Origin of the sequence: Faucicola osloensis (assembly GCF_020041925.1) — a bacterium.
GTDB lineage: Bacteria > Pseudomonadota > Gammaproteobacteria > Pseudomonadales > Moraxellaceae > Faucicola > Faucicola osloensis_D.
In genome coordinates this window covers 1,203,981-1,225,513 of record NZ_CP083409.1, presented here as the reverse complement: position 1 = coordinate 1,225,513, position 21,533 = coordinate 1,203,981, and the positions used below count along the sequence as shown (strand labels likewise).

Annotated in this window: 17 protein-coding genes; 8 read left to right on the top strand and 9 right to left on the bottom strand. The window is 43.5% G+C overall.

Features of this window, described 5'->3' with window-relative positions; genetic code table 11:
• Positions 1 to 15 precede the first annotated feature (15 nt).
• Complete coding sequence (locus LAJ61_RS05375; protein ID WP_224054748.1) at positions 16 to 2,838, bottom strand: response regulator; 2,823 nt, start codon at positions 2,836 to 2,838, stop codon at positions 16 to 18.
• Between the two features lie 136 nt (positions 2,839 to 2,974).
• On the opposite strand from LAJ61_RS05375, the gene fmt reads away from it, so the two are divergent.
• The 3 genes from fmt (at position 2,975) to thrC (ending at position 6,843) form a co-directional block, all read left to right on the top strand.
• Positions 2,975 to 3,991: a methionyl-tRNA formyltransferase gene (fmt, locus tag LAJ61_RS05370; protein ID WP_224054747.1), complete on the top strand. Its 1,017-nt coding sequence runs from the start codon at positions 2,975 to 2,977 to the stop codon at positions 3,989 to 3,991.
• Between the two features lie 15 nt (positions 3,992 to 4,006).
• Positions 4,007 to 5,359: a 16S rRNA (cytosine(967)-C(5))-methyltransferase RsmB gene (rsmB, locus tag LAJ61_RS05365; RefSeq protein WP_224054746.1), complete on the top strand. Its 1,353-nt coding sequence runs from the start codon at positions 4,007 to 4,009 to the stop codon at positions 5,357 to 5,359.
• A 68-nt stretch (positions 5,360 to 5,427) separates the two neighbouring features.
• Positions 5,428 to 6,843 (top strand): threonine synthase, encoded by a 1,416-nt coding sequence (gene thrC, locus LAJ61_RS05360; RefSeq protein ID WP_224054745.1) that lies wholly within the window; start codon positions 5,428 to 5,430, stop codon positions 6,841 to 6,843.
• A gap of 83 nt (positions 6,844 to 6,926) precedes the next feature.
• Here the strand turns inward: thrC and LAJ61_RS05355 are convergent, their stop codons facing one another.
• The 4 genes from LAJ61_RS05355 to mpl form a co-directional block, all read right to left on the bottom strand.
• A complete protein-coding gene (locus LAJ61_RS05355) occupies positions 6,927 to 7,673 on the bottom strand; it encodes an enoyl-CoA hydratase-related protein (RefSeq protein WP_224054744.1) in 747 nt (248 codons plus the stop codon).
• 288 nt (positions 7,674 to 7,961) lie between these two features.
• Positions 7,962 to 8,219 (bottom strand): GlsB/YeaQ/YmgE family stress response membrane protein, encoded by a 258-nt coding sequence (locus tag LAJ61_RS05350; protein WP_036601338.1) that lies wholly within the window; start codon positions 8,217 to 8,219, stop codon positions 7,962 to 7,964.
• Positions 8,220 to 8,478: 259 nt separating this feature from the next.
• Complete coding sequence (locus tag LAJ61_RS05345) at positions 8,479 to 9,321, bottom strand: ParA family protein (protein WP_224054743.1); 843 nt, start codon at positions 9,319 to 9,321, stop codon at positions 8,479 to 8,481.
• An 84-nt stretch (positions 9,322 to 9,405) separates the two neighbouring features.
• Positions 9,406 to 10,842 carry a UDP-N-acetylmuramate:L-alanyl-gamma-D-glutamyl-meso-diaminopimelate ligase gene (gene mpl / locus LAJ61_RS05340; RefSeq protein WP_224054742.1) on the bottom strand — a complete coding sequence of 479 codons (1,437 nt, stop codon included), beginning with the start codon at positions 10,840 to 10,842 and terminating at the stop codon, positions 9,406 to 9,408.
• A 293-nt stretch (positions 10,843 to 11,135) separates the two neighbouring features.
• Between mpl and gdhA the strand changes: the two genes are divergently transcribed.
• Complete coding sequence (gene gdhA, locus LAJ61_RS05335; protein WP_224054741.1) at positions 11,136 to 12,470, top strand: NADP-specific glutamate dehydrogenase; 1,335 nt, start codon at positions 11,136 to 11,138, stop codon at positions 12,468 to 12,470.
• A gap of 90 nt (positions 12,471 to 12,560) precedes the next feature.
• Here the strand turns inward: gdhA and LAJ61_RS05330 are convergent, their stop codons facing one another.
• Together LAJ61_RS05330 and LAJ61_RS05325 are read right to left on the bottom strand one after the other, a co-directional pair.
• Positions 12,561 to 13,544: a YheT family hydrolase gene (locus tag LAJ61_RS05330; RefSeq protein ID WP_224054740.1), complete on the bottom strand. Its 984-nt coding sequence runs from the start codon at positions 13,542 to 13,544 to the stop codon at positions 12,561 to 12,563.
• A gap of 181 nt (positions 13,545 to 13,725) precedes the next feature.
• Entirely contained in the window at positions 13,726 to 14,322 is a 597-nt protein-coding gene (locus LAJ61_RS05325) for a YigZ family protein (protein ID WP_224054739.1), read from the bottom strand.
• Between the two features lie 49 nt (positions 14,323 to 14,371).
• Here LAJ61_RS05325 and LAJ61_RS05320 point away from each other — a divergent pair, with 49 nt between their 5' ends.
• A complete protein-coding gene (locus LAJ61_RS05320) occupies positions 14,372 to 15,076 on the top strand; it encodes a pseudouridine synthase (protein WP_065264064.1) in 705 nt (234 codons plus the stop codon).
• Here LAJ61_RS05320 and LAJ61_RS05315 read toward each other — a convergent pair.
• Positions 15,073 to 15,732, bottom strand: coding sequence for a DUF2939 domain-containing protein (locus LAJ61_RS05315; protein ID WP_224054738.1), 660 nt, complete (start codon positions 15,730 to 15,732; stop codon positions 15,073 to 15,075). The two genes, LAJ61_RS05320 and LAJ61_RS05315, sit on opposite strands and share 4 nt — an antisense overlap.
• A 253-nt stretch (positions 15,733 to 15,985) precedes the next feature.
• Here LAJ61_RS05315 and dnaJ point away from each other — a divergent pair, with 253 nt between their 5' ends.
• From dnaJ to LAJ61_RS05300, 3 genes are all read left to right on the top strand, one after another.
• Positions 15,986 to 17,152 (top strand): molecular chaperone DnaJ, encoded by a 1,167-nt coding sequence (gene dnaJ / locus LAJ61_RS05310; protein WP_224054737.1) that lies wholly within the window; start codon positions 15,986 to 15,988, stop codon positions 17,150 to 17,152.
• Between the two features lie 212 nt (positions 17,153 to 17,364).
• Positions 17,365 to 18,171: a 4-hydroxy-tetrahydrodipicolinate reductase gene (gene dapB / locus LAJ61_RS05305; protein ID WP_224054736.1), complete on the top strand. Its 807-nt coding sequence runs from the start codon at positions 17,365 to 17,367 to the stop codon at positions 18,169 to 18,171.
• Positions 18,172 to 18,231: 60 nt separating this feature from the next.
• Positions 18,232 to 19,371 (top strand): restriction endonuclease, encoded by a 1,140-nt coding sequence (locus tag LAJ61_RS05300; protein WP_224054735.1) that lies wholly within the window; start codon positions 18,232 to 18,234, stop codon positions 19,369 to 19,371.
• A 42-nt stretch (positions 19,372 to 19,413) separates the two neighbouring features.
• On the opposite strand, the gene thiC is transcribed toward LAJ61_RS05300, so the two are convergent.
• Positions 19,414 to 21,432 (bottom strand): phosphomethylpyrimidine synthase ThiC, encoded by a 2,019-nt coding sequence (thiC, locus tag LAJ61_RS05295; RefSeq protein ID WP_224054734.1) that lies wholly within the window; start codon positions 21,430 to 21,432, stop codon positions 19,414 to 19,416.
• Between the last annotated feature and the right edge of the window lie 101 nt (positions 21,433 to 21,533).

Genomic DNA, 21,533 nt, shown 5'->3' with positions numbered 1-21,533 from the left:
TCTTTTTTTATTGTCTCAGACCATGTAATGGTTGATGGCTTCGATGAGTTTTTGCTTATTGATAGGTTTGGTCAAAAAACTGTCCATGCCCGCTTCTAAACAGATATTTCTATCATCATCAGAATCGTTGGCGGTTAAGGCAACAATCGGTACACTATCTTTCTTGAGACGAATTATGCGTGTCGCTTCAATACCATCTAAGATTGGCATGCGACAGTCCATCAACACAAGTCCGATTCGCTGACGATTTTCACTGAGTAACTTAACCGCTTGCTCGCCATCATCGGCTACAAGATATCGATAACCCAAGGTTTCCAAATGTTTTTTGGCAATTTTTTGGTTAACGGGGTTATCTTCTGCTATTAGTATCAATTTTTGACTAGAGTGATGCGCATCGGTTGGGCTATCAACACTCGTTTGCCCGTCATCAACCAATTGAATTGGTGTGTCCAATAAGACATTATAGTTATTAACGGGTGATGGTGCGGATGCTAAGCTAACGCTAGAATGAGAGAGATTAGGGTACTGCTGCAAAAATTGCTTAAATGCCAGTTGTACGGGGAGATGGGTGTTGATTTTTTCTTTTCTAATTTTTAACTCGTATAGATGATTCACCTCCGCAATCAAGTGGCTTAAAGACGCAGGTTTTTGCAAATACCCATCAAATTGTAATTGGCGTTCGGGTGGCAAAGTTTTGGGAGATTCCATGCTTAAAATAATTTTAATCGAATCAGCATAAAAATGAATATGATCTAATAAATGGTTATTGGTTTTGAGTGCTACATCATCAATCACAAAGACCGGCATCAAGCCTTGCAAATCAAGGTTATTAATCGTATCGATAACGGCTTCATCCATAGATGTGAAGATATGGTGCGATAATTCCACATAATTTAAAACTTTATTCACTCGCTCAAAGATAGAAAATGGCGAGATAATAATCAGTGTTACCCTTAAATTACCAGTTTTATATTGGTAAGCAGACTGCAGACTAAACTTTGGAATCGGTAAAAATAGTTGGAATTCACTGCCTTGACCAAATTGACTTTCTAAATGAATAAACCCGCCCAATAAATGTGAAAAACTATTTGAAATAGCTAAACCCAGCCCTGTACCGCCAAACTGCCGACTAATGGAATCATTGGCTTGTCCAAAGTAGGAAAATAATTTTTGTTGGTCTTTTTGTGTAATACCTAAGCCGGTATCTTTTACTGATATTTTTAACCAATCTTTGGTGACAGTGGTATTTTGGCTGGTTTTAGCCTTGATTAATGGGTGATGGCTATCGGTTTTATCAACCGTGATAGCCACGTAGCCCTCTTTGGTAAATTTCACCGCATTGGTCAATAAGTTTAAAATAATTTGGCGTAATTTACCTTCATCACAATCAATAAAACGTGGGGTAAGGGGATCCACAAAAATATACAAACTAATTTTTTGACGTCGGGCATTACCAAGCATCAGCTCAGTGGTTTGGCGTAGTAACTTCAAGAGATCAATAGACGTGATATTGGTTTGTAGCTTGCCTGCGTCTAATTTGGCAACATCCAGCATATCATTGAGCAGTTGAATCATGGTCTGGCTAGATTGCTGCAAGGTTGCGATGGTTTCTTGTTGCTCGCTATTAAACTGCGCTTTATCTTCAGCAAGTAAATCTATCATACCGACTAGACCACTCAGTGGGGTACGTAATTCATGTCCCACTACCGCCCACATTTTATTGAAACTGGTTAATTTATCGGCAGTAAATTTATCTTCGACCCACGCTTTTTGCAGCTTATCGTGATAATGAGTGGTATCCTCTAAGCCACAGCTATAACCTTGTAATTGACCAAAACGGTTATAATACGGGGTAATACGTAAATCAAAATACAGATTTCGCTGTAAATTGGTCACGGGTAAAGTCGTATAAGTCTGAATATTCTCAAGCGAATTTAGTAGCTGCTGCGTGGTTTTATTGGCACCGGTGATAAAGTCACTGAGAATATACATCGACCCCTGCTGAAACGGGGTATAAAACACTTGCGAAAATTTATGGTTAAAGTACACAATCCGACCATTTCTGCTCATGATAAATAGCAAAATTGGTGAAGTATCAATCAAAATATTTTGTCGATAAGTTAACTCGCGAACCTTATCATAATATTGACCCATCTTATAAGCATATCGGTTAAACAGCTGAGCCAAATAGCGCGGTTCAGGGTGGTTACGAAACTCATGAAGCTTGGCAGGCTGATAACCTTCACTAATTTGCAAGTGCAAATTTTGGGCATAATCGAGAAATTTATACCAAACCTCGTAAGTCTTTCGTAGCTGAATCATCACATATAAAAATAGGCAAAGCCCTAGTAGCAGCGGCAGCAAATAGATAGGGTTGGCAAAATTGTTCCAAAGCGGGAAGTATTGTACTTTAACGTATAAGCGGTAACCCGCTGCCAGATTTTGCCAAACTTCAAAGCCACGATCATCATAAAATATTTTATTGCTTTGTTTGGCAGATAGCGTCCAATTGGGTAAGGCGTCAGAGAAATCGTTATGGTTGTTTTTGACAACGGTAGTATCACCCGTTGGCTCAAAGACAATCAACTGATAATTTTTAATGGCTTCATGTTGGTCTAAATTAACCTGACTCCAATCGTGCTCACCGTGGGTAATTTTATGATTGAGTTTATCAACCAGTTCAACGAGGTAGCTTTTACCAAGCTGCTGTTGCTGCTGCAATGCATAAAGCCAAAGCAGCCCATAACCTGCCACTATTAGTATCAGCTCGATAGCCACTAAGGTTATGATGAGTCGCCGAGCTGCTGGGCGATTGTAGAGAGAAAACTGGTTTGACACAGCGTGATATACCCAATAAAGAAAACGGTCAATGAAGGTAAAATAAAAAACCCCATCATCACAATGCTAGATTTAAGTATTGTGCCAATTCATATTATAATAGCAGAAATTTATTGTATTTAAGACGAAATTTATCATGTCTCAAACCCCGCTTAGGGTCGTATTTGCTGGTACGCCCGAATTTGCTAAAGTCGCCTTACAAGCGCTCATCAGTCACCAAAAAGCCCTTAATATTGACATTGTGGCAGTCTATACACAACCTGACCGCAAATCTGGTCGTGGGCAAAAAATTAACGCATCGCCCGTTAAAGCCCTTGCCTTAGCAAATAACATTGCCGTGGAACAACCCGAAAGTTTTAGCCTAAAATCAGCCAATGGGAGTGTTTCACGTGAAACACTTAAACAATATCGACCTGATATCATGGTAGTGGCGGCTTATGGATTGATTTTACCGCTTGGCGTGCTACATACTCCAAAATTTGGCTGTATCAATATTCATGGCTCATTATTGCCACGCTGGCGCGGTGCAGCGCCCATTCAGCGTGCGATTTTAGCAGGTGATGACACTACAGGTATTACCATTATGCAAATGGTGCAGGGACTCGATACGGGCGATATGCTGTATAAAATAGCGTGCCCAATCACTGACACAGATACCACCCAACTATTGCATGACAAATTAGCTAAATTAGGCGGTGAAGCCATTGTGACGGTGTTGTCTGATTTAGAAAATTATCAACAAAAAGCCGAAAAACAAGACGACGCTTTAGCTAATTATGCCGAGAAAATCACCACAGCAGAGGGTGAAATTAACTGGCAAAATGATGCTACCAGTATTCAACGTCAAATCCGTGCGTTAAATGCCTTTACCTATCTTGATGAACATAAAGACCCCAATCAGCGTATCAAAATAATAGAAGCAGCGCCCATTAAACTCGACCAACAAACCCATGAACCCGCAGGTAAAATCGTCAGTGTGGGTCGTAACGCGATTTTGGTCGCCTGTGGTAAAAACGCGACCAACCACCAACATCAGGGTGCACAACATTTGATTAATATCACCCAAATGCAGTGGCCAGGTGGTAAGCCGTTAACCGCTGAGCAAATTGCCAATGGAGATAAACTCAACGATGGTGATATTTTTCACTCATAACCAATTAGGCACATCATGACCCAATTACATTCTCAGCTTAACACTCGCGCCAAAGTTGTCGCCACCCTTGAGCGTATCCAACAAGGCGAGTCATTGTCTAGCTTGCTTGACCCACTACTCAACCAAGTGAGCGACAAAGACAAAGGCTTTGCCCATGAATTATTGCTTGGCACGCTGCGTCAATGGTGGGCACTCGCTCGTATTGGTGAAAGCTTGATTGAACATGAAGTCACTGACAAAGGCGTATGGGCAGCACTCAATATCGGACTGTACCAACTGCTGTATATGGACACGCCAGATTACGCGGCGATTGGTGAAACGGTCGAAGCAGTCAAACAACTGGATAAAGGTTACGGTGCTGGACTTATCAATGCCATACTGCGAAAGGTGCAAAAAAAACCTGCCAAATTTGCCAAGAAAATTGAGAAAAACCACAGTCTACCTAATTGGCTTGCCAAGCAGCTCAAACAGGATTGGGGTGAATACTATGCCGAACTTGGACAAGCGCTTCGCCAACCTGCGCCCATATTCTTACGCGTCAATCGCAAATTTTGTAGTGTAGAAGATTATGCCGATGTATTAACCCAACAAGGCATCGAGTTTGCCCTAGTATCAATTGGCTTTGAGAAAGTGCAAACCATTCAACTCACTGACGCTATAAGAATCACCGATTTGCCTAAATTTTCCGAAGGATGGGTCAGTGTGCAAGACAAACATGCCCAGTTATCAGCACATATTTTGGCAAGCCTCGCCTTAGATAAATCTTTGACGGTACTAGATGCTTGTACTGCGCCTGGGGGTAAACTGGCGCATTTATTGGAGCTTGATGAGTCAGAAACGTTTCACGTGAAACATCAAAGTATCGCGCATGTAATTGCTTTGGACAACGATGAAAAACGTTTACAACGGGTAAGCCAAAACCTTGAGCGTTTGCAGTTGAACCAAGAAAATATACAATTAGTATGTGATGATGCCACAACGTTTCAAGCCGATACCCAATTTGATGTGATAGTGCTTGATGCACCTTGTACCGCAACAGGTGTGATTCGCCGCCATCCTGATATCGCACTGCTACGCACCGAAGAAGATGTGGGGCAAACTGCTGCGTTACAAGCCCATATTTTAGCAAACTGTTGGCATAATTTAGCAGGTAACGGCTATCTACTCTATATCACTTGCTCGATGTTAAAAGCAGAGAATGAAAATCAATTACAAGCGTTTTTAGCCACACATAAAGAGGCGCAAATCGTGGATTTTAGCCTTAATTTACCTAACCAAATCAAACGGGACATCGGTTATCAATGCTTGCCGCTTCATCAAAACGATGGCGATGGCTTTTATTATGCCTTACTGCAAAAACGTGGTTAAAAAATTGGCATTCATCGCAATGCTAGGTTTATGCTAAACTGCATCAAATTGATTAAATGGATGGAAAGATGAACTATATCAGCACCCGTGGCAAAACGGCCCCTATGCAATTTAGTGATGTGTTACTAATGGGGCTTGCCCCAGACGGCGGCTTAATGCTACCTGAAGAATATCCACAGATTGATGAAGCAACGCTCACCCAATGGCGCACTTTAAGCTACCCTGAGCTTGCCTTTGAAATCATGCAATTATTCGCCACCGATATCCCAAAAGACGATTTAAAAACACTGATTGATAAAACTTACACCGTGCAAGCATTTGGCAATCCTGATATTACCCCTGTTCGCACACTCAAAGATGGCATCAAAATCATCGAGTTATCAAACGGTCCAACACTGGCATTTAAAGACATCGCCATGCAGTTTTTGGGCAATGCTTTTGAGTATGTGTTAAAGAAAAAAAATGAGCGTCTGACCATCATTGGTGCAACATCAGGTGATACAGGTTCAGCTGCTGAATATGCGTTGCGTGGCAAAGACAATATCGAAGTGTTTATGATGTCGCCCCATGGCAAAATGAGTGAGTTCCAGCGCGCACAAATGTATAGCCTCGATGACAAAAATATCCATAACATCGCCATCAAAGGTATGTTCGATGACTGCCAGGATATCGTAAAAGCCTTGCAGCAAGATGCCGAATTTAAAGCCAAATATAGCCTTGGGACTGTCAACTCTATTAACTGGGGTCGTATCCTCGCGCAAATTGTCTACTATTTTAAAGGTTATTTTGCTAGTACTACCGACAACAGCCAAAAGGTGAGTTTCTGCGTGCCATCGGGTAACTTTGGTAATATCTGCGCCGGACATATTGCCCGTGAAATGGGATTGCCCATCGAGCGTTTAATCGTTGCCACCAACGAAAACGACGTTCTGCACGACTTTTTTACTACTGGTAAATATAGCCCGCGTACTGCTGACAAGACTTATGTGACATCAAGCCCATCGATGGATATTTCAAAAGCGTCGAATTTTGAGCGTTTTGTATACCTGCTCGCTGAGAAAAATGGCGAAAAAATCCATACGCTTTGGCAGGATGTCAACACAGGTAAAGGCTTTGATATGTCGGATTTGATGGCAAATATCAATGGCAAATATGGCTTTGCATCAGGTAAATCAACACATGCCGATCGTATCGCCACGATCAAACAAGTGTATGCCGAAGACAATCAGCTAATTGACCCGCACACCGCCGATGGGATAAAAGTGGCTCGTGAAGTACGCAAAGAGGGTGAAGTCATTGTGTGCGCTGAAACCGCCTTGCCAGCCAAATTTGCCGAAACTATCACCGAAGCTGTCGGTCAACTTGATATTCCCCGCCCCAAGCATACTGATAATATCGAAAGCTTAGCGCAGTATGTGACTGTGCTTGATAATGATGCAAATTTGGTGCGTGCGCAAATTGAACAGTTTGTCGTAGCCAAATAATGGCTATCTAATAAATTGGGTCAAATAAAAGCCTTTTAATTTGCCAATTAAAAGGCTTTTTTGCATTATTGTTCTTTTTTGCCTTACTTTTTATGGATAAATTTGCGCAGTATCGCTTTGACTTCATCCGTCTGTAGACGGTTACTAAAGTGAGTATTTTCTTGTTGGATACGCGCTAGGATTTCTGTGGCATTACGCATCAAGTCTTTGGTTTGTCGTACCGATGGCACCGATTTTTTGGCAAGCGTTTCTGCTTTTTGGCGCGCCGTGCTTAATACCTCATCGCTACTAGCAAAAGCTTGGTTGGCTAAGCCTAATTCAACTGCCTGTTTGCCTGTGATTTTTTCACCCATCACAAACACCTCAAAGGCACGCTGATAACCAATTTTTTGCGTCAGCAAAAGGGTCGAACCTGCTTCTGGCACCAACGATAAATCCACAAATGGGGCCAATAATTTAGCGTTTTCTACGATATACACCAAATCACAATGAAGTAGTAACGTCAAGCCAATGCCAACGCCTGAGCCTGTCACCGCTGCCACGATGGGTTTGGGATAATCACCCAAAAACTGCACGAAATCTAACGCATTAAGCTCGGCATTATCGTTTTCAGCTTTGTTTAAAAAATCGACAAGATCATTACCTGCGGTAAAAAAATCCCCCGTTGACGTAAACAAAATCACTCGAATATTATCGTCACTTTTTGCCTGTTCCATTGCGCTTTGTACGGCTTGGTACATGGCATTGGTTAGGGCATTTTTTTTATCAGCACGATTAAACTGGATTTCTAAAACGCCATTTTGCGTGTGAAAATTGACAAATTGTTCCATGAAAATATTTACCTTAGTATCTCATCATTGTCTAGTAGGGGTCTAGTAGGTATCTAGTGCTAAAAACCAAGTCAACAATATAGCATCATTCTAAGCTGAGATTCCAAACTTAGTGAGACAATGACCGCAAAAAAATGAAACTGAAAAAAATTTAAAGCCAAAATGCCAAGCGTTAGATGCCATGTGACTATGCGTTCAGGAAATTTTAGCCAATAAAAAAGGCATCTAAATTAAATGCCTTTTTTTAATTGATATTTTAAATTGATTGCTTAATTAACTAATGCAGCATTAACCAATACGGCGTTTACCCGTCGCTAACTCATAAACGAATAGCACAATAATGGCGCCAATGACTGAGAAAATTAGACCGGTAAAGCCACCATTGGCATTCATACCTAGCATACCTGCTAAGAAACCGCCTACTAGCGCACCAATAATACCGAGTACAATGGTAAGAATCCAACCCATTGCGTCCGCACCTGGCTTGATAGCACGTGCGATAACACCAACGATAAGACCCATGATAATCATATAAATAAAGCTCATTTTAACACTCCTAATTTTTTAACTTGTCTACTTGTTAACTTATTTTGTTGCCTAATCGATTGGCAGGCGTTACAGGGCTAAATTGTTATATTTATGGTTTTAACTAATAACTGCCTCTCTGATGACTGTTATTTTATACATAAGCTATCAGTAGTTAAAATGTTGGTTTGTTAATTATGTAAGTTCTCTTTGAAGTATTAAGAGAATTTTTTATTTAATGTAATGCTATGTCAGTAGAGACGATTAAATGTAAGTTCCGTTATCTGGATTCGATTTCTTGATAAAGTGCAGCGTATTGCTGGGTGAGTTTATGTTTGGGGTCCAAATAAATCAGCGGCAAACTTTGATGATGAGATTGTTTCATGATAATTGAAGGGCTAAGTTTGGTGTCATACACAGGATAGCCTTCATTAACCAACGTTTGTACCACTTCTTTGGGTAAATTGGCGCGTGGGTCAAACTGATTGACGATGATACCTTCAATTAACAAGTCACTATTATGGTCCTGGCGCGTCTCTAAGATATTTTGCACCAAGGTTTGCAGCGCGCGTTTGGAGAAAATATCACAATCAAACGGAACGATGACACGATCAGCCGCGATCAATGCCGATAAAGTAAAAAAGTTAAACGCCGGTGGCGTATCAATGTACACCCGATCAAACTGCTGCGTTAAAAGGTTTAAGCCGTCTTTTAATTTATAAATTTTATGTTTGCTTTCAAGGGGCTGCAAAATATCGGCAAGCATGGGGCTGGCTGGAATCACTGATAAATTATCAAATCGGGTAGTGTGAATGCAGTGCTCCAACTCTTGATTGCGACTACCTGTCATACCGCCAAACGGAAATGCAAACATCATCGGCATGGGGCTAGACGTCGCTTGCAGGGTTTGCGAAAAGAAATTTTCAATATTGGGTTCTGTGATATGCGCGGGATGAATGTCTGTGGCCGCATCGCCGATGATATATTGGGTAGCGTTGCACTGTGGATCAAGGTCGATGAGTAAGGTACGCAAACCTTGATGGGCGCTCATCGCGGCAAGATTGACAGCAATGCTGGATTTACCAACACCGCCTTTTTGATTAAAAATGACTCGGGTAAGCATTGTGTAACCTAATATTTGTACAAGTAATCATGAGTATGCTAAAAAATCACGACTTTTGCTAGCAAATTTACAAGGTTAAAACAGTTAGGCTTGCTGCAGTGCCTTCACTAGTCGACCATGAATACCTTCAAAGCCGCCATTTGACATCACAATCACCGCATCGTCATCGCCAATGTGCGCTGCAATATGCTCAATAATCGCATCGGTCGATGTCATCACTTGTTGGTTGGCAGCATTGCCAATCGCATCGGCAACTGACCAATCTAGATTGGCAGGTTGATACCAAATGACTTGGTCGGCGATACTCGCTGACGGCGCGAGCAAACCTTGGTGGGTACCGAGTTTCATGGTGTTTGAACGCGGTTCAATCACCGCCCAGATTTTACGGTTTGGGTTATCCGCAAAACGTTTTTTGGCACCATCAAGCGTGGTTTCAATGGCGGTTGGGTGGTGGGCAAAGTCATCATAAACTTCTATCTGTTTGCCGTTGTTATCGATTGTGCCGACCAGCTCCATACGGCGTTTGATACCAGCAAAATTGGATAATGCTTCACAGGCTTGTGCAACTGATACGCCAACATTGTAGGCTGCCGCAATTGCCACTAAACCATTATTGACGCTATGTAACCCGCTCATCTGCCAATTGACTTGTCCTTTGTGACCATCAAACATGACTTCGTATTGGCTGCCGTCTTGTTTCACTAGCTTGGCTTGCCAATCCGCTTGGGGGTTGTTAGTGCTAGCAATCGCTGTCCGCCAAATCGGTGTCCAACAGCCTTTTTTAAGGGTTTCTTCTAAGCTTTCGGTATTTGCTGGCATGATGATTTTGCCATTTGACGGTATCATGCGTACCATGTGATGAAACTGGGTTTGGATGGCGGCAAGGTTGGGGAAGATATCGGCGTGGTCGTATTCAAGGTTGTTTAAAATTGCGGTGGTTGGGCGATAGTGGACAAACTTAGAGCGTTTATCAAAAAAAGCACTGTCATACTCATCCGCTTCGATTACAAAGTAACCTTCATGATCTGCAGTTTTATCACTACCCAAATAACTACTGTGGGCAAACGCTTGTTGTAGGCGTTCATCTTGGGTATCAACAAGTGGCACGCCACCAATCAAAAAGCCGGCATCAATGCCTGCATAGTGTAAAATCCACGCCAGCATCGTGGTAGTGGTGGTTTTGCCATGCGTGCCTGCGACGGCTAATACATGACGGTATTGCAATACCTGCTCTGCCAAAAACTGCGGGCCTGAGGTATAAGGAATACGCTCATTGAGCATATATTCAACCGCTTCGATGCCGCGCTTCATGGCATTGCCGACAATCACCAAATCAGGTGCAGGTTGTAAATGACTAGCGGCGTACCCTTGCATAATCTCAACACCCGCATTTTCAAGCTGGGTGGACATTGGTGGATAGACATTGGCGTCTGAGCCTGTCACGGTATGTCCAAGGTCACGCGCAAGCAGCGCCAACGAACCCATGAAGGTACCACAAATACCAAGAATATGAATGTGCATAAGTTTGCCTTAGGTCAAATACGCATTAGCGGCTAACCAAAGCCGCTAAATCTTGCTAAAAATTAACAATTTTAAAGGACAAATCAGGCTTTGTCAGCTATTAAATCCAGTTGGAGGTTAACTTACTCACAAACACCCATGTCTAGTTTTTGGCAACCCACCGTGCCAAAACCGTGCCAAAGAGGTACAGAAAAATAGTTTTACAAATTACTATGACAGTGCTAAGTTACGCTAAATTCACCAAAATAGTGTTTTTGCACTATTTTTATGAAGTTAAAGCATTGAGGAGTGGTATGAAAAGCAGTGAGTTATTAAGCATTTTAAAGCAGTATCATAGCAATGAGCCAGAGTTTATCCAAGCGGTCGAAGAATTCTGGGAAGATATCGCAGCGGTTTATGACCAATCCACTGTTTATCAACACCTTAATCTATTTGACCGCTTAACAAACCCTGACCGTGTTATTCAATTTCGTATCAACTGGGAAGATGACCAAGGCAATGTTCAAGTCAACCGCGGTTGGCGTGTGCAATTTAACAATGCATTAGGTCCTTACAAAGGCGGTATCCGTTTTCATCCCATTGTGAATCTTTCGGTACTAAAATTTTTAGGGTTTGAACAAATCTTTAAAAACGCATTGACCGGTCTGCCCATGGGTGGGGGTAAAGGCGGTTCAGACTTTGACCCAAAAGGTAAATCAGACGCCGAAATTCGACGATTTTGCTATGCCTTTATGCGCGAATTAGCGCCCTATATTGGTGCAGATATAGACGTACCGGCGGGTGATATCGGTGTCGGTGGCCGCGAAATCAATTATATGTTCGCCATGTATAAGACGCTTAATCGTGAGTTTACGGGGGTATTAACCGGTAAGACGGTGGGACAAGGTGGTAGCTTGATTCGTACCGAGGCAACGGGGTTTGGTCTTGTGTATTTTTTACAAAACATGCTAGAAACCCATCATGACGGCTTGATGGCTAAGACTGTCCTAGTCTCAGGTGCGGGCAATGTATCGCTTCATGCAGCACAAAAATGTATTGAGCTTGGCGCACAGGTAGTGACATTATCAGACTCAAAAGGCACCTTATATCTTAAGCATGGCTTTAGCTTAGAGCAAATTGAAGCGCTCAAAACTTATAAAGCGCAAGGCAAACGTTTAAAAGACTTCGTCGGCACCAGTGATGACGCAGAATGGATCAACGGTAGCCGTCCATGGCATATCAAAGCCGATATTGCCTTACCTTGCGCCACCCAAAACGAAATCAACGGGCACGATGCGCAAAATCTGGTCGATCATGGTGTTAAATACGTGGCAGAAGGTGCCAACATGCCCAGTGATGCCGATGCCATCGCCATTTTCCAAAGTAATGGCGTCATCTATGCGCCGGGAAAAGCCTCGAATGCCGGTGGGGTTGCGGTATCAGGTCTTGAGATGTCACAAAACTCGGTACGTCAATACGCAACCTTTGCGGTGCTTGATGAGCAATTAAAAACCATCATGAAAAATATCCATGACGATTGTTTTAACCATGGTAAACAAGCGGATGGGAGCATTGATTATAAAAAAGGCGCCAATCTAGCAGGTTTTAATAAGATTGCTAAAGCCATGGTGAATTACGGCATTTTATAATGTTAGAAGTAATATTAAAAAACCCCTCATTAACTTTAATAAATAAAAACTCCGTCATTGTGATGGCGTTTTTTATTGAAGCAATAGCAATCAGTCAGTACAAGCCTGAAAAAATTTAAAGCTGGTGCTAGGCAGCCAATTCACATTGAGTTTTTTGTTTTGTAATTGCACAAAGCCCACATGTCCCCCATGCTGGCTATACAGTAAGCGCACACAAGGTGACACATCGGCTTGGGTGGCAAGAATGCCCAAAAATGGGTCGTCTTTGGCAGTGATAATCAGCGTGGGTTTAGTGATGTTTTTGAGTACAGGTAGGGCAGACGCTTGGATATAATAATTTGCCCCTGTGCCAAAACCATGGCGCGGCGCGGTATATAACTCATCAAACTCATCAATCATCTTGATATTTTTTAAGGCGTTAACTAATGCTGGCTCGTCCACCTTTTTTAAGGCTTTTTGCAATAAAGGATTGAGCAAATAAGGCGTATACACCCGTTTGGCGACAAAACGATGCATAGCTTTTGCCGAAGTCGTCAAATCGACGGGCGCAGAAATCACCACCGCTGCTTCACAGGCAGCTGCATCGCCTTGCTCGCCCATATAACGCGCCAGCATATTGGCACCGAGCGACACGCCACTGGCTACAATTCGGCTATAACCGTACTGAGTTTTTAGCAGGTCAAACATATGCACCGCTTCGGCAGTATCACCCGCGTTATAGTCCAATTCTGAGGTATTATCCACCCCGCCGCAGCCGCGGAAATGGACGATAACCGCATCATACCCCAATTGATGCGCTTGGTGAGCAAAGGCAATGGCATAATGGCTGTCGCTACTGCCTTCAAGCCCATGAAACATCACCGCCAATGGCTTATCAAGGTTTGGCTGATTGTCGGTATTGGCAAAGACAAAGTCATAAGCCACTTGGGTAGTGCCGGTACGGTCGGGGTGAAGCCGACGCTGATAGTTAGGTTTTGGCAGTTTGATAAACTTGGGTAAAATGGTTTGAACGTGGGGGTTGGCTAAGAAAAACGGGGTGCGAAATGGCGTTAGGGGTAGTTGGTGAATATTCATAATATGCCTAGTGATTGTTATGATTTTTGACTATTTTACGGCTTTTTGACAGTTTTTTCATGGCGACTTGTGAGGTTGGTTTGGGGTGTTTTGTAGGTTTTTTTGAGGACAATTTGTTTTTTTGAGAACAATTTGGCTAGGCTATTACTTTTACGCTGCTACTTTGGTTATTGGCTTTTGGTTATTCGCTGGCTTTCACAGTCCCATAAAAACCAATTTTTTCGCTGAGTGCTTGAACCGACTTTTGCGCAAGTTCCACTGTCAAAACGACATTTTTACCATAATCAACCTTCAAAATCGTGGCATTAAAGCCGTCTAATGTATGTCTGACAAAGGACTCATTGGCAAAATCGATTTCAATCATTATCACGCTTAACGGCACAAACGCGTGCAAATTCATGTTATCAACCACGGCTTGTGCGGTGCTACTATAGGCACGTGTCAGCCCACCTGCACCAAGTTTGATACCGCCAAAGTAACGCACCACAATCACCACACAGTTACCAATTCCCTTGTGTTGTAACACGTTTAAAATCGGCCTGCCTGCCGTACCACTGGGCTCACCATCATCATCAAAACCTGCCGACGTGGTGTTGTGTGGGTCGCCAATAATATAGCCATAGCAGACATGGCGCGCATCGGGATACTGATTGCGTAATTGTTCCACGTGAAACATTAATTGCTCGCGGCTATCAATGGCAAAGCCAAAGCCCAAAAATTGGCTTTTTTTAATCTCAAGTGTGGCAGCACATGGGTCGCTAAGCGTGTAATAGGTCATGGTTAATCTATGTTACAATAAACAAAACAAGCACTAGGATAACAAAAAAATGCGTTTAGACAAATTTTTAAGCAAAGCCACCGAGCTATCGCGTAAAGACTGCAAAAAAATCTTGCACGCAGGTGAAGTCACTGTCAATGGCGAGGTGGTGAAAGATTCAAGCCTACATATCGATGAAGTGGGTGACGATATCGAATGGGCGGGTGAGCCGTTATCAGTCGCGATGGGCAATCGCTACTTACTGTTATATAAGCCAGAAGGCTTTGAGTGCACCCTAAAGCCAAAAGAGTGGCCGATTGTCACAGACTTGATTGATGTACCCCAGCTAGGTAGTTTGCGGATTGCGGGGCGACTCGATGTCGACACCACCGGTGCGCTGCTACTTAGTGATGATGGTGGCTTTTTGCACCGCGTCACCAGCCCCAAACATCATGTAGCAAAAGTGTATGAGTTGACCCTTGCCGAGCCAATGACTGAAGCACAACAGGCATTTGCTATCAAAGAATTGGCAAAAGGCATCATGCTTGAGGACGAGTATGATAAAACCAAACCCGCTGAGTTAAGTTTTTCTGATGCTACCCATGCCAAGCTGGTACTCACGGAAGGCAAATACCACCAAGTCAAACGCATGATGGGCTACTTTGGCAATAAAGTCATTGAGCTACACCGTGCCAGCATCGGTAACATTACCTTAGCAGGATTAGAAAAAGGCGAAAGCCGATTTTTGACCGCTGAAGAAATTGACCAGTTTTAAGCATTTAGCGGCAGCGTCACACCCACGATTTTCCAATGAATAAGCCCTTGGCGCTGCAAGCGGAGCGTTAAGGGATAGCCACGCAGCTGTCCGGTGACTTCAAAACAGTTAAAACCACAATAGTGTGTGGTCGGTCGGGTTTGTGACGTTGCAGTGGTGGCATTGGGATTAGGCGATTGCAGTTGTTGTTTGATTTTTTGATTAAGCTCAGCTGAATTACGCGCCAAAATCAAGTCTTTGATATCAATCTTATCCATCGCTACTGCCACCAAGCCCCCCAGCAGTTTGACATTTGTTTTGAGCAGCTCGCTGGTCGCTTGTCCTGTCATCGCATACTGTACGCCCTCTGGCGTGACGGTATTATCCACGGCTTGATTAACCATTTTATTCACTAAGTCATCAGGGTTTAGCGCGATATTGAGCATCTGCAAAATAGGGGATTTTGCCACATGATTGGCTTTTTCCACCAATACAGGGGTTAGCTGTGATTTGATACTTTGCTGCAGTTGCGTAAATTCAATCGCTGCACTGATGGTGTCTGCTTGTTGTGCATCATAGGCTTTTTTCAGTTGGTACACTGCCCAATAAGGGGATGCAAATACCCATGCGATGACAATCAGTGCAAGGATGATTAGCAAAGATAATACTTTTTTCATAAATGACTATCAGGGTTAGAGTTTGCTAATTAGTTTAAAACAATGGGCTAGGCTGTTGCGTATTTTTCTTGCAAAAAAAGGAAAATATTTTTGCGCTGATAGCCGATTATTTGCTTGATTATTTAACAAAAATCGCCACTATATTGCATATTTTTAAATTTTAGTCTTTCAAAGGTTTGGCAGCTGTTAAACGTTGCTACTGGTCGAACCCACTCTTCCGTACTGTCAACACTATGCTGCCAAAGGAGTTACTATGTCAAAACGCGATTTTTATGAAGTATTAGGGGTAGATAAAACCGCTAATGAACAAGAAATCAAAATAGCCTACCGCAAACTTGCGATGAAATATCATCCAGACCGTAATCCTGATGACCCTGCCGCCGAAGAAAAATTCAAAGAAGCCTCGATGGCATACGAAGTGCTAAGTGATGACAGCAAACGTTCAGCGTATGACCGTATGGGGCATGCCGCGTTTGAGAATGGCATGGGCGGTGGCGGCTTTGGCGGTGGAAATTTCCAAGACATTTTTGGCGATATTTTTGGCGGCATGGGCGGCGGTCGTGGTGGCAGTGCGGGCGGCTTCCAAGACATTTTTGGCGACATTTTTGGGAGTCGCACAGGGGGTGGGCGTAGCAGACGCGGCTCAGATTTACGCTATATGCTCGATTTGACGCTTGAAGAAGCGGTGCAAGGGACAAAAAAAGAAATTACCTTTACCGCACCTGCCCCTTGTGAAACTTGTGATGGTAAGGGCGCCAAAGACAGCAGCGATATCGTGACCTGCGCAACTTGTGGTGGTGCGGGTGTGGTACGTATGCAGCAAGGCTTTTTTGCTGTGCAACAGACTTGCCCCTACTGTGGCGGCTCAGGTAAACAAATCAAAAATCCTTGCAATGACTGTCATGGCTCGGGAGTTAAAGAAAAATCACGCACCCTTGAAGTCACCATTCCTGCCGGTATCGACAATGGCGATCGGGTACGTTTAACGGGCGAAGGTGAAGCGATTACAGGCGGTGAAAGCGGCGACTTGTATGTTGAAATCCGTGTGGCACAGCACCCTATTTTTACCCGTGAAGGCGCTGACTTATATATGGATGTACCAATCAGCTTTGCAGATGCAGCATTAGGTCGTGAGGTGGAAGTACCAACGCTTGAAGGACGTATCAATTTACGCATTCCTGAAGGCACCCAAAGCCACAAAGTATTCCGTATCAAAGGCAAAGGCGTTACCCCCGTGCGCACGACGATGAAAGGTGACTTGTTATGCCGTGTGGTGGTTGAGACACCGACCAACCTTAACAACGAACAAAAAGAGCTACTTCGTCAGCTACAATCATCTATGGGTGATCATCAACAATCGCCCCAGAAAAAATCCTTCTTTGATAAACTCAAAGAAGATGTGAAAGACTTGTTTGACTAAGTGTTATTGTTTTATAGAAGTTTCACGTGAAACATCGAACCCTTGTAACGATTGCAAGGGTTTTTTTTGGCATAAGCCAGTATTGAGTTAAGCTAGGATTCAGTGAGACAAGCTGTTATGATTTGAACTTAAAAAGTTATGCAAGAAAATCAGGCTAGAAAATCAAATCAGAAAGTTACACTAGGTAATTGGGCTAGATAAAGGATAAGCAAATGGTAAAAATCGGGGTCATAGGCGCAGGTGGGCGCATGGGACGTATGCTGATTCAAGCAGTGGCACAAAATCCACAAACTACCCTTGCAGGGGCGATAGAGCGTCAAGGCTCAAGCTTGTTGGGCGTAGATGCGGGCGAGCTAGTTAATCTCGACAAAACTAATGTCGCTTTGGTCGATGACTTGGCAGCAGTGATTGATGATATTGATGTGCTTATAGATTTTAGCTTGCCTGAGTCGACTGCCAAAAACCTACAACTTTGTGCTGACAAAGGCGTCAATATGGTCATTGGGACAACAGGCCTAAATGATGAGCAAAACGCCATCTTAAAACAAGCAAGTGAAAAAATCGCCATCGTGTATGCAGGCAACTACTCGACTGGGGTGAATTTAACCCTTAAGCTGCTTGAAATGGCTGCCAAAGCATTTGGTGACAGCGCCGATGTCGAAGTCATCGAAGCGCACCATAAACACAAAATTGATGCGCCATCGGGCACTGCTTATATGATGGCTGAAGCGGTTGCCAAAGGACGCGGTCAAAACCTAAAAGACGTGGCTATCTATGGCCGCGAAGGTCAAACTGGCGCGCGCAAAGCAGGCGAGATTGGTATCCATGCTATTCGTGGGGGTGAGATTGTCGGTGACCATACAGTGATGTTTATCGCCGATGGCGAGATGGTGGAAATCACCCATAAGGCGCGTGAGCGTATGACCTTTGCCGCAGGCGCGGTGCGTGCTGCGGTGTGGGTCAATGAGCAGCAAACAGGACAGTTTGATATGCAAAATGTGCTTGGGTTAAAAGATTAAATTAACGCATATGGGTTCGATGCTTACTAGATAAGGCTAATTGTATTGAAGGAAACAATAATGGGCGAAACAGCAAACATCACCAAATTACCCCCATTTGGTGATTTACTAAATTCAGGGATTCAAACGCTAAAGAATCTTAGTGGGCGTAGCAGTATTAGTCAAAACTTATTTTTTCGTGAGTTTGATAAGGTTTCCCAATTAAGTGACGATCAAAAAAGTATTAGCTACTTAAGCCAATTTGACATTCAAAATGAGTATGAGGAAGGGACACCTTGTTACGAGCCACTGACTAATCTGATATTAATGTGCTTATCTGCCATGGGTGTTATCAAAGAGAACTGTTTTAGTTTGCAGCCAAATATTGGTAAAGAGTTCGCAAGCTTAATTACCTTTGATGAAAAAGTAACCATAAAAAATCTTGTTAGGATAGATCCACTTGGCAAGATATTTTTTTGGTTAGCCAATGAAAATTTTTCACAATATCTTATGAAAGGTATCCCAAATAATGATTATATCGCAAACTTAAAACGCTTTGATGAAAAGTCTTTTCAAGATCTTAAAAAAGTTAATCAAGTGGCGTATGGCAAACGTGGTGACCCATTGATTAACTATTTTATCACTGAGACAACGCGCCGCACGTCATTATTTATGAATAACTATCAAGATGCCATGGTCAGCGATGGCAATGTAAAAGTTACCCCAGATATGATATTGACCCAACTTGATAATTTAACACCATTACAATTTGAATGGTTTTGCGTGAAATTGGTAGAGCGTTCACTAGAGAATGAAAGTCCAGAAAGTAACTTAAGTTCGCACCATACAGGAAAAGCCAATGACGGCGGTATTGACGGTATGATTACTCAAATATTTTCTAATGAAGAACGGCATACGTACTATATTCAAGCAAAACTTTACTCCCAAGGTAATAATATTTCAAATCGCGAATTAAGAAACTTTGTGGGCGGCTATCCACCGCAGAAAGAGAGCCATCATGGTATTTTTATTACCACAACTAGCTTTACCAAACCCGCGCTCGATTATTTTGAAAACCTTGAGTCGCATAGTTTAATCCTGATTGACCAAATGGCACTAATTGAGCTGATGATGGAGCATGAAGTAGGGTTAAAGCAAGTAGATTCTAAGCCAAAGCTTGTGCTGGACAATGATTTTTTTGAAAAAATTAAGCGGTATTAAAAAAATAAGGTAGATTAACTACCCTATTTTTTACCAAAAAATTTAAACTTCTTGATATAACTGCTTACCTTCCTCAATAAATTTTTGCTTCATCTGCTCCATACCCAGGCGGACTTCATCGGCAGACGCTTCACCGACTTGCCCGACCAACTCAGTATCCACCTGCTTGATAGCATGGCTTGCATCCGATAACTCACCTGTATCAGGGGTGATATCTTGCCCAAGCTGTGGTTTATTAAACTCAAGCCCTGCTGCATAATCCCGCACGTTTTGGGTGATTTTCATCGAGCAAAATTTTGGACCACACATCGAGCAAAAATGCGCCGATTTATGCGCTTCTTTTGGCAAGGTTTCATCATGGAATTCACGTGCCGTGTCTGGGTCTAGGCTGAGATTAAACTGGTCATCCCAGCGAAACTCAAAACGCGCTTTTGACAAGGCGTTATCCCGCGCTTGGGCACCTGGGTGTCCTTTTGCCAAGTCTGCCGCGTGTGCGGCGATTTTGTAAGTGATGATACCGTCTTTGACATCCTTTTTATTCGGCAGACCTAAATGTTCTTTTGGCGTGACATAGCACAGCATGGCAGTACCATACCAACCAATCATCGCCGCACCAATGGCGGATGTGATATGGTCGTAGCCTGGGGCGATATCCGTCGTCAAAGGTCCAAGTGTATAAAAAGGCGCTTCTTTACAGACTTCAAGCTGTAAGTCCATGTTTTCTTTGATACGGTTCATCGCCACGTGCCCTGGACCTTCAATCATAACTTGTACATCATGTTGCCATGCCACTTGGGTCAGCTCGCCCAAGGTTTTGAGCTCACCAAACTGCGCATCATCGTTGGCGTCTTGTAGGCAACCGGGGCGCAAACCATCACCCAGACTGAACGCCACGTCGTAGGCTTTCATAATCTCGCAAATTTCTTCAAAGTGGGTATAAAGAAAATTCTCTTTATGATGGGCAAGACACCACTGCGCCATAATCGAGCCGCCGCGGCTGACGATACCTGTCAAACGATTGGCGGTCACAGGTACGTAGCGCAGCAGTACGCCTGCGTGAATGGTAAAATAATCGACGCCTTGCTCGGCTTGTTCAATCAAGGTGTCTTTAAAGATGTCCCATGTCAAATCCTCGGCAACGCCATCCACTTTTTCTAGGGCTTGATAAATCGGTACGGTACCGATGGGCACGGGGGAGTTACGGATAATCCATTCACGGGTTTCATGGATATGTTTACCGGTTGATAAGTCCATGATGGTGTCCGCGCCCCAACGGGTAGCCCAGGTCATTTTGGCAACTTCTTCATCAATGCTAGAGCCCAGTGCTGAGTTACCGATATTGGCATTGATTTTCACCAAGAAATTGCGCCCAATAATCATCGGTTCAGATTCAGGATGGTTGATGTTATTGGGAATAATCGCCCGTCCCGCAGCGACTTCGGCACGCACAAATTCTGGGGTGATGAGTGTGGGGGTATTGGCACCAAAGTTGTTACCAGGGTGCTGACGCAAATCTGTCAGGTCATGCTGTTTTTGGGTTTCACGGATGGCGATGTATTCCATCTCTGGGGTGATGATGCCTTGTTTGGCGTAGTGCATTTGGGTGACGTTTTTACCATTGATTGCCCGTCTTGGCTTGTCGATATGCCCAAAGCGCAGGTTAGCCGTGGCGATGTCATTGGCACGCTCGTTGCCGTATTGGCTTGAGAGTTTGGCAAGCTGCTCGGTGTCGCCGCGCGCTTCTATCCAAGCTTGACGCAGTTTTGGTAAGCCTTTAGTCAAATCAATCTCGACATTGGGGTCGGTATACACCCCTGAGGTGTCATACACATAAAACGGTGGGTTTTTTTCGCCTTCTGCCTTGCCGAAACCGCCCACCGGGGTATCGGTCAAGGTGATTTCCCGCATCGGTACTTGAATGTCAGGGCATGAGCCTTGGATATAGACTTTGCGAGATGCCGGTAAGGCGCGGGTCAAATCACGCGCTTCTTCTTCAAAGCGGTCATCGGTAGGATCACGGTGGGCAGGGGTCTTGTGAGTAACGTTGGTAAGTTGGTTCATAGCGAGTCCATGTTATGTTATGAAGTTATGGTTTGCTGGACTCGGGCGAAGATAGGTGAGTGTGACTGTTTCTCGTAAAAGACTGATTCTAGGAAAAACTG

Bases quoted from the DNA above. Each gene is read 5' to 3' on its own strand.
- LAJ61_RS05345 (WP_224054743.1), bottom strand. From the start codon at position 9,321: ATGCTTACCCGAGTCATTTTTAATCAAAAAGGCGGTGTTGGTAAATCC.
- thrC (WP_224054745.1), top strand. From the start codon at position 5,428: ATGAACTATATCAGCACCCGTGGCAAAACGGCCCCTATGCAATTTAGT.
- LAJ61_RS05330 (WP_224054740.1), bottom strand. From the start codon at position 13,544: ATGAATATTCACCAACTACCCCTAACGCCATTTCGCACCCCGTTTTTC.
- LAJ61_RS05350 (WP_036601338.1), bottom strand. From the start codon at position 8,219: ATGAGCTTTATTTATATGATTATCATGGGTCTTATCGTTGGTGTTATC.
- thiC (WP_224054734.1), bottom strand. From the start codon at position 21,432: ATGAACCAACTTACCAACGTTACTCACAAGACCCCTGCCCACCGTGAT.
- rsmB (WP_224054746.1), top strand. From the start codon at position 4,007: ATGACCCAATTACATTCTCAGCTTAACACTCGCGCCAAAGTTGTCGCC.
- LAJ61_RS05300 (WP_224054735.1), top strand. From the start codon at position 18,232: ATGGGCGAAACAGCAAACATCACCAAATTACCCCCATTTGGTGATTTA.
- dnaJ (WP_224054737.1), top strand. From the start codon at position 15,986: ATGTCAAAACGCGATTTTTATGAAGTATTAGGGGTAGATAAAACCGCT.
- dapB (WP_224054736.1), top strand. From the start codon at position 17,365: ATGGTAAAAATCGGGGTCATAGGCGCAGGTGGGCGCATGGGACGTATG.
- LAJ61_RS05320 (WP_065264064.1), top strand. From the start codon at position 14,372: ATGCGTTTAGACAAATTTTTAAGCAAAGCCACCGAGCTATCGCGTAAA.
- mpl (WP_224054742.1), bottom strand. From the start codon at position 10,842: ATGCACATTCATATTCTTGGTATTTGTGGTACCTTCATGGGTTCGTTG.
- fmt (WP_224054747.1), top strand. From the start codon at position 2,975: ATGTCTCAAACCCCGCTTAGGGTCGTATTTGCTGGTACGCCCGAATTT.
- LAJ61_RS05325 (WP_224054739.1), bottom strand. From the start codon at position 14,322: ATGACCTATTACACGCTTAGCGACCCATGTGCTGCCACACTTGAGATT.
- LAJ61_RS05355 (WP_224054744.1), bottom strand. From the start codon at position 7,673: ATGGAACAATTTGTCAATTTTCACACGCAAAATGGCGTTTTAGAAATC.
- LAJ61_RS05315 (WP_224054738.1), bottom strand. From the start codon at position 15,732: ATGAAAAAAGTATTATCTTTGCTAATCATCCTTGCACTGATTGTCATC.
- gdhA (WP_224054741.1), top strand. From the start codon at position 11,136: ATGAAAAGCAGTGAGTTATTAAGCATTTTAAAGCAGTATCATAGCAAT.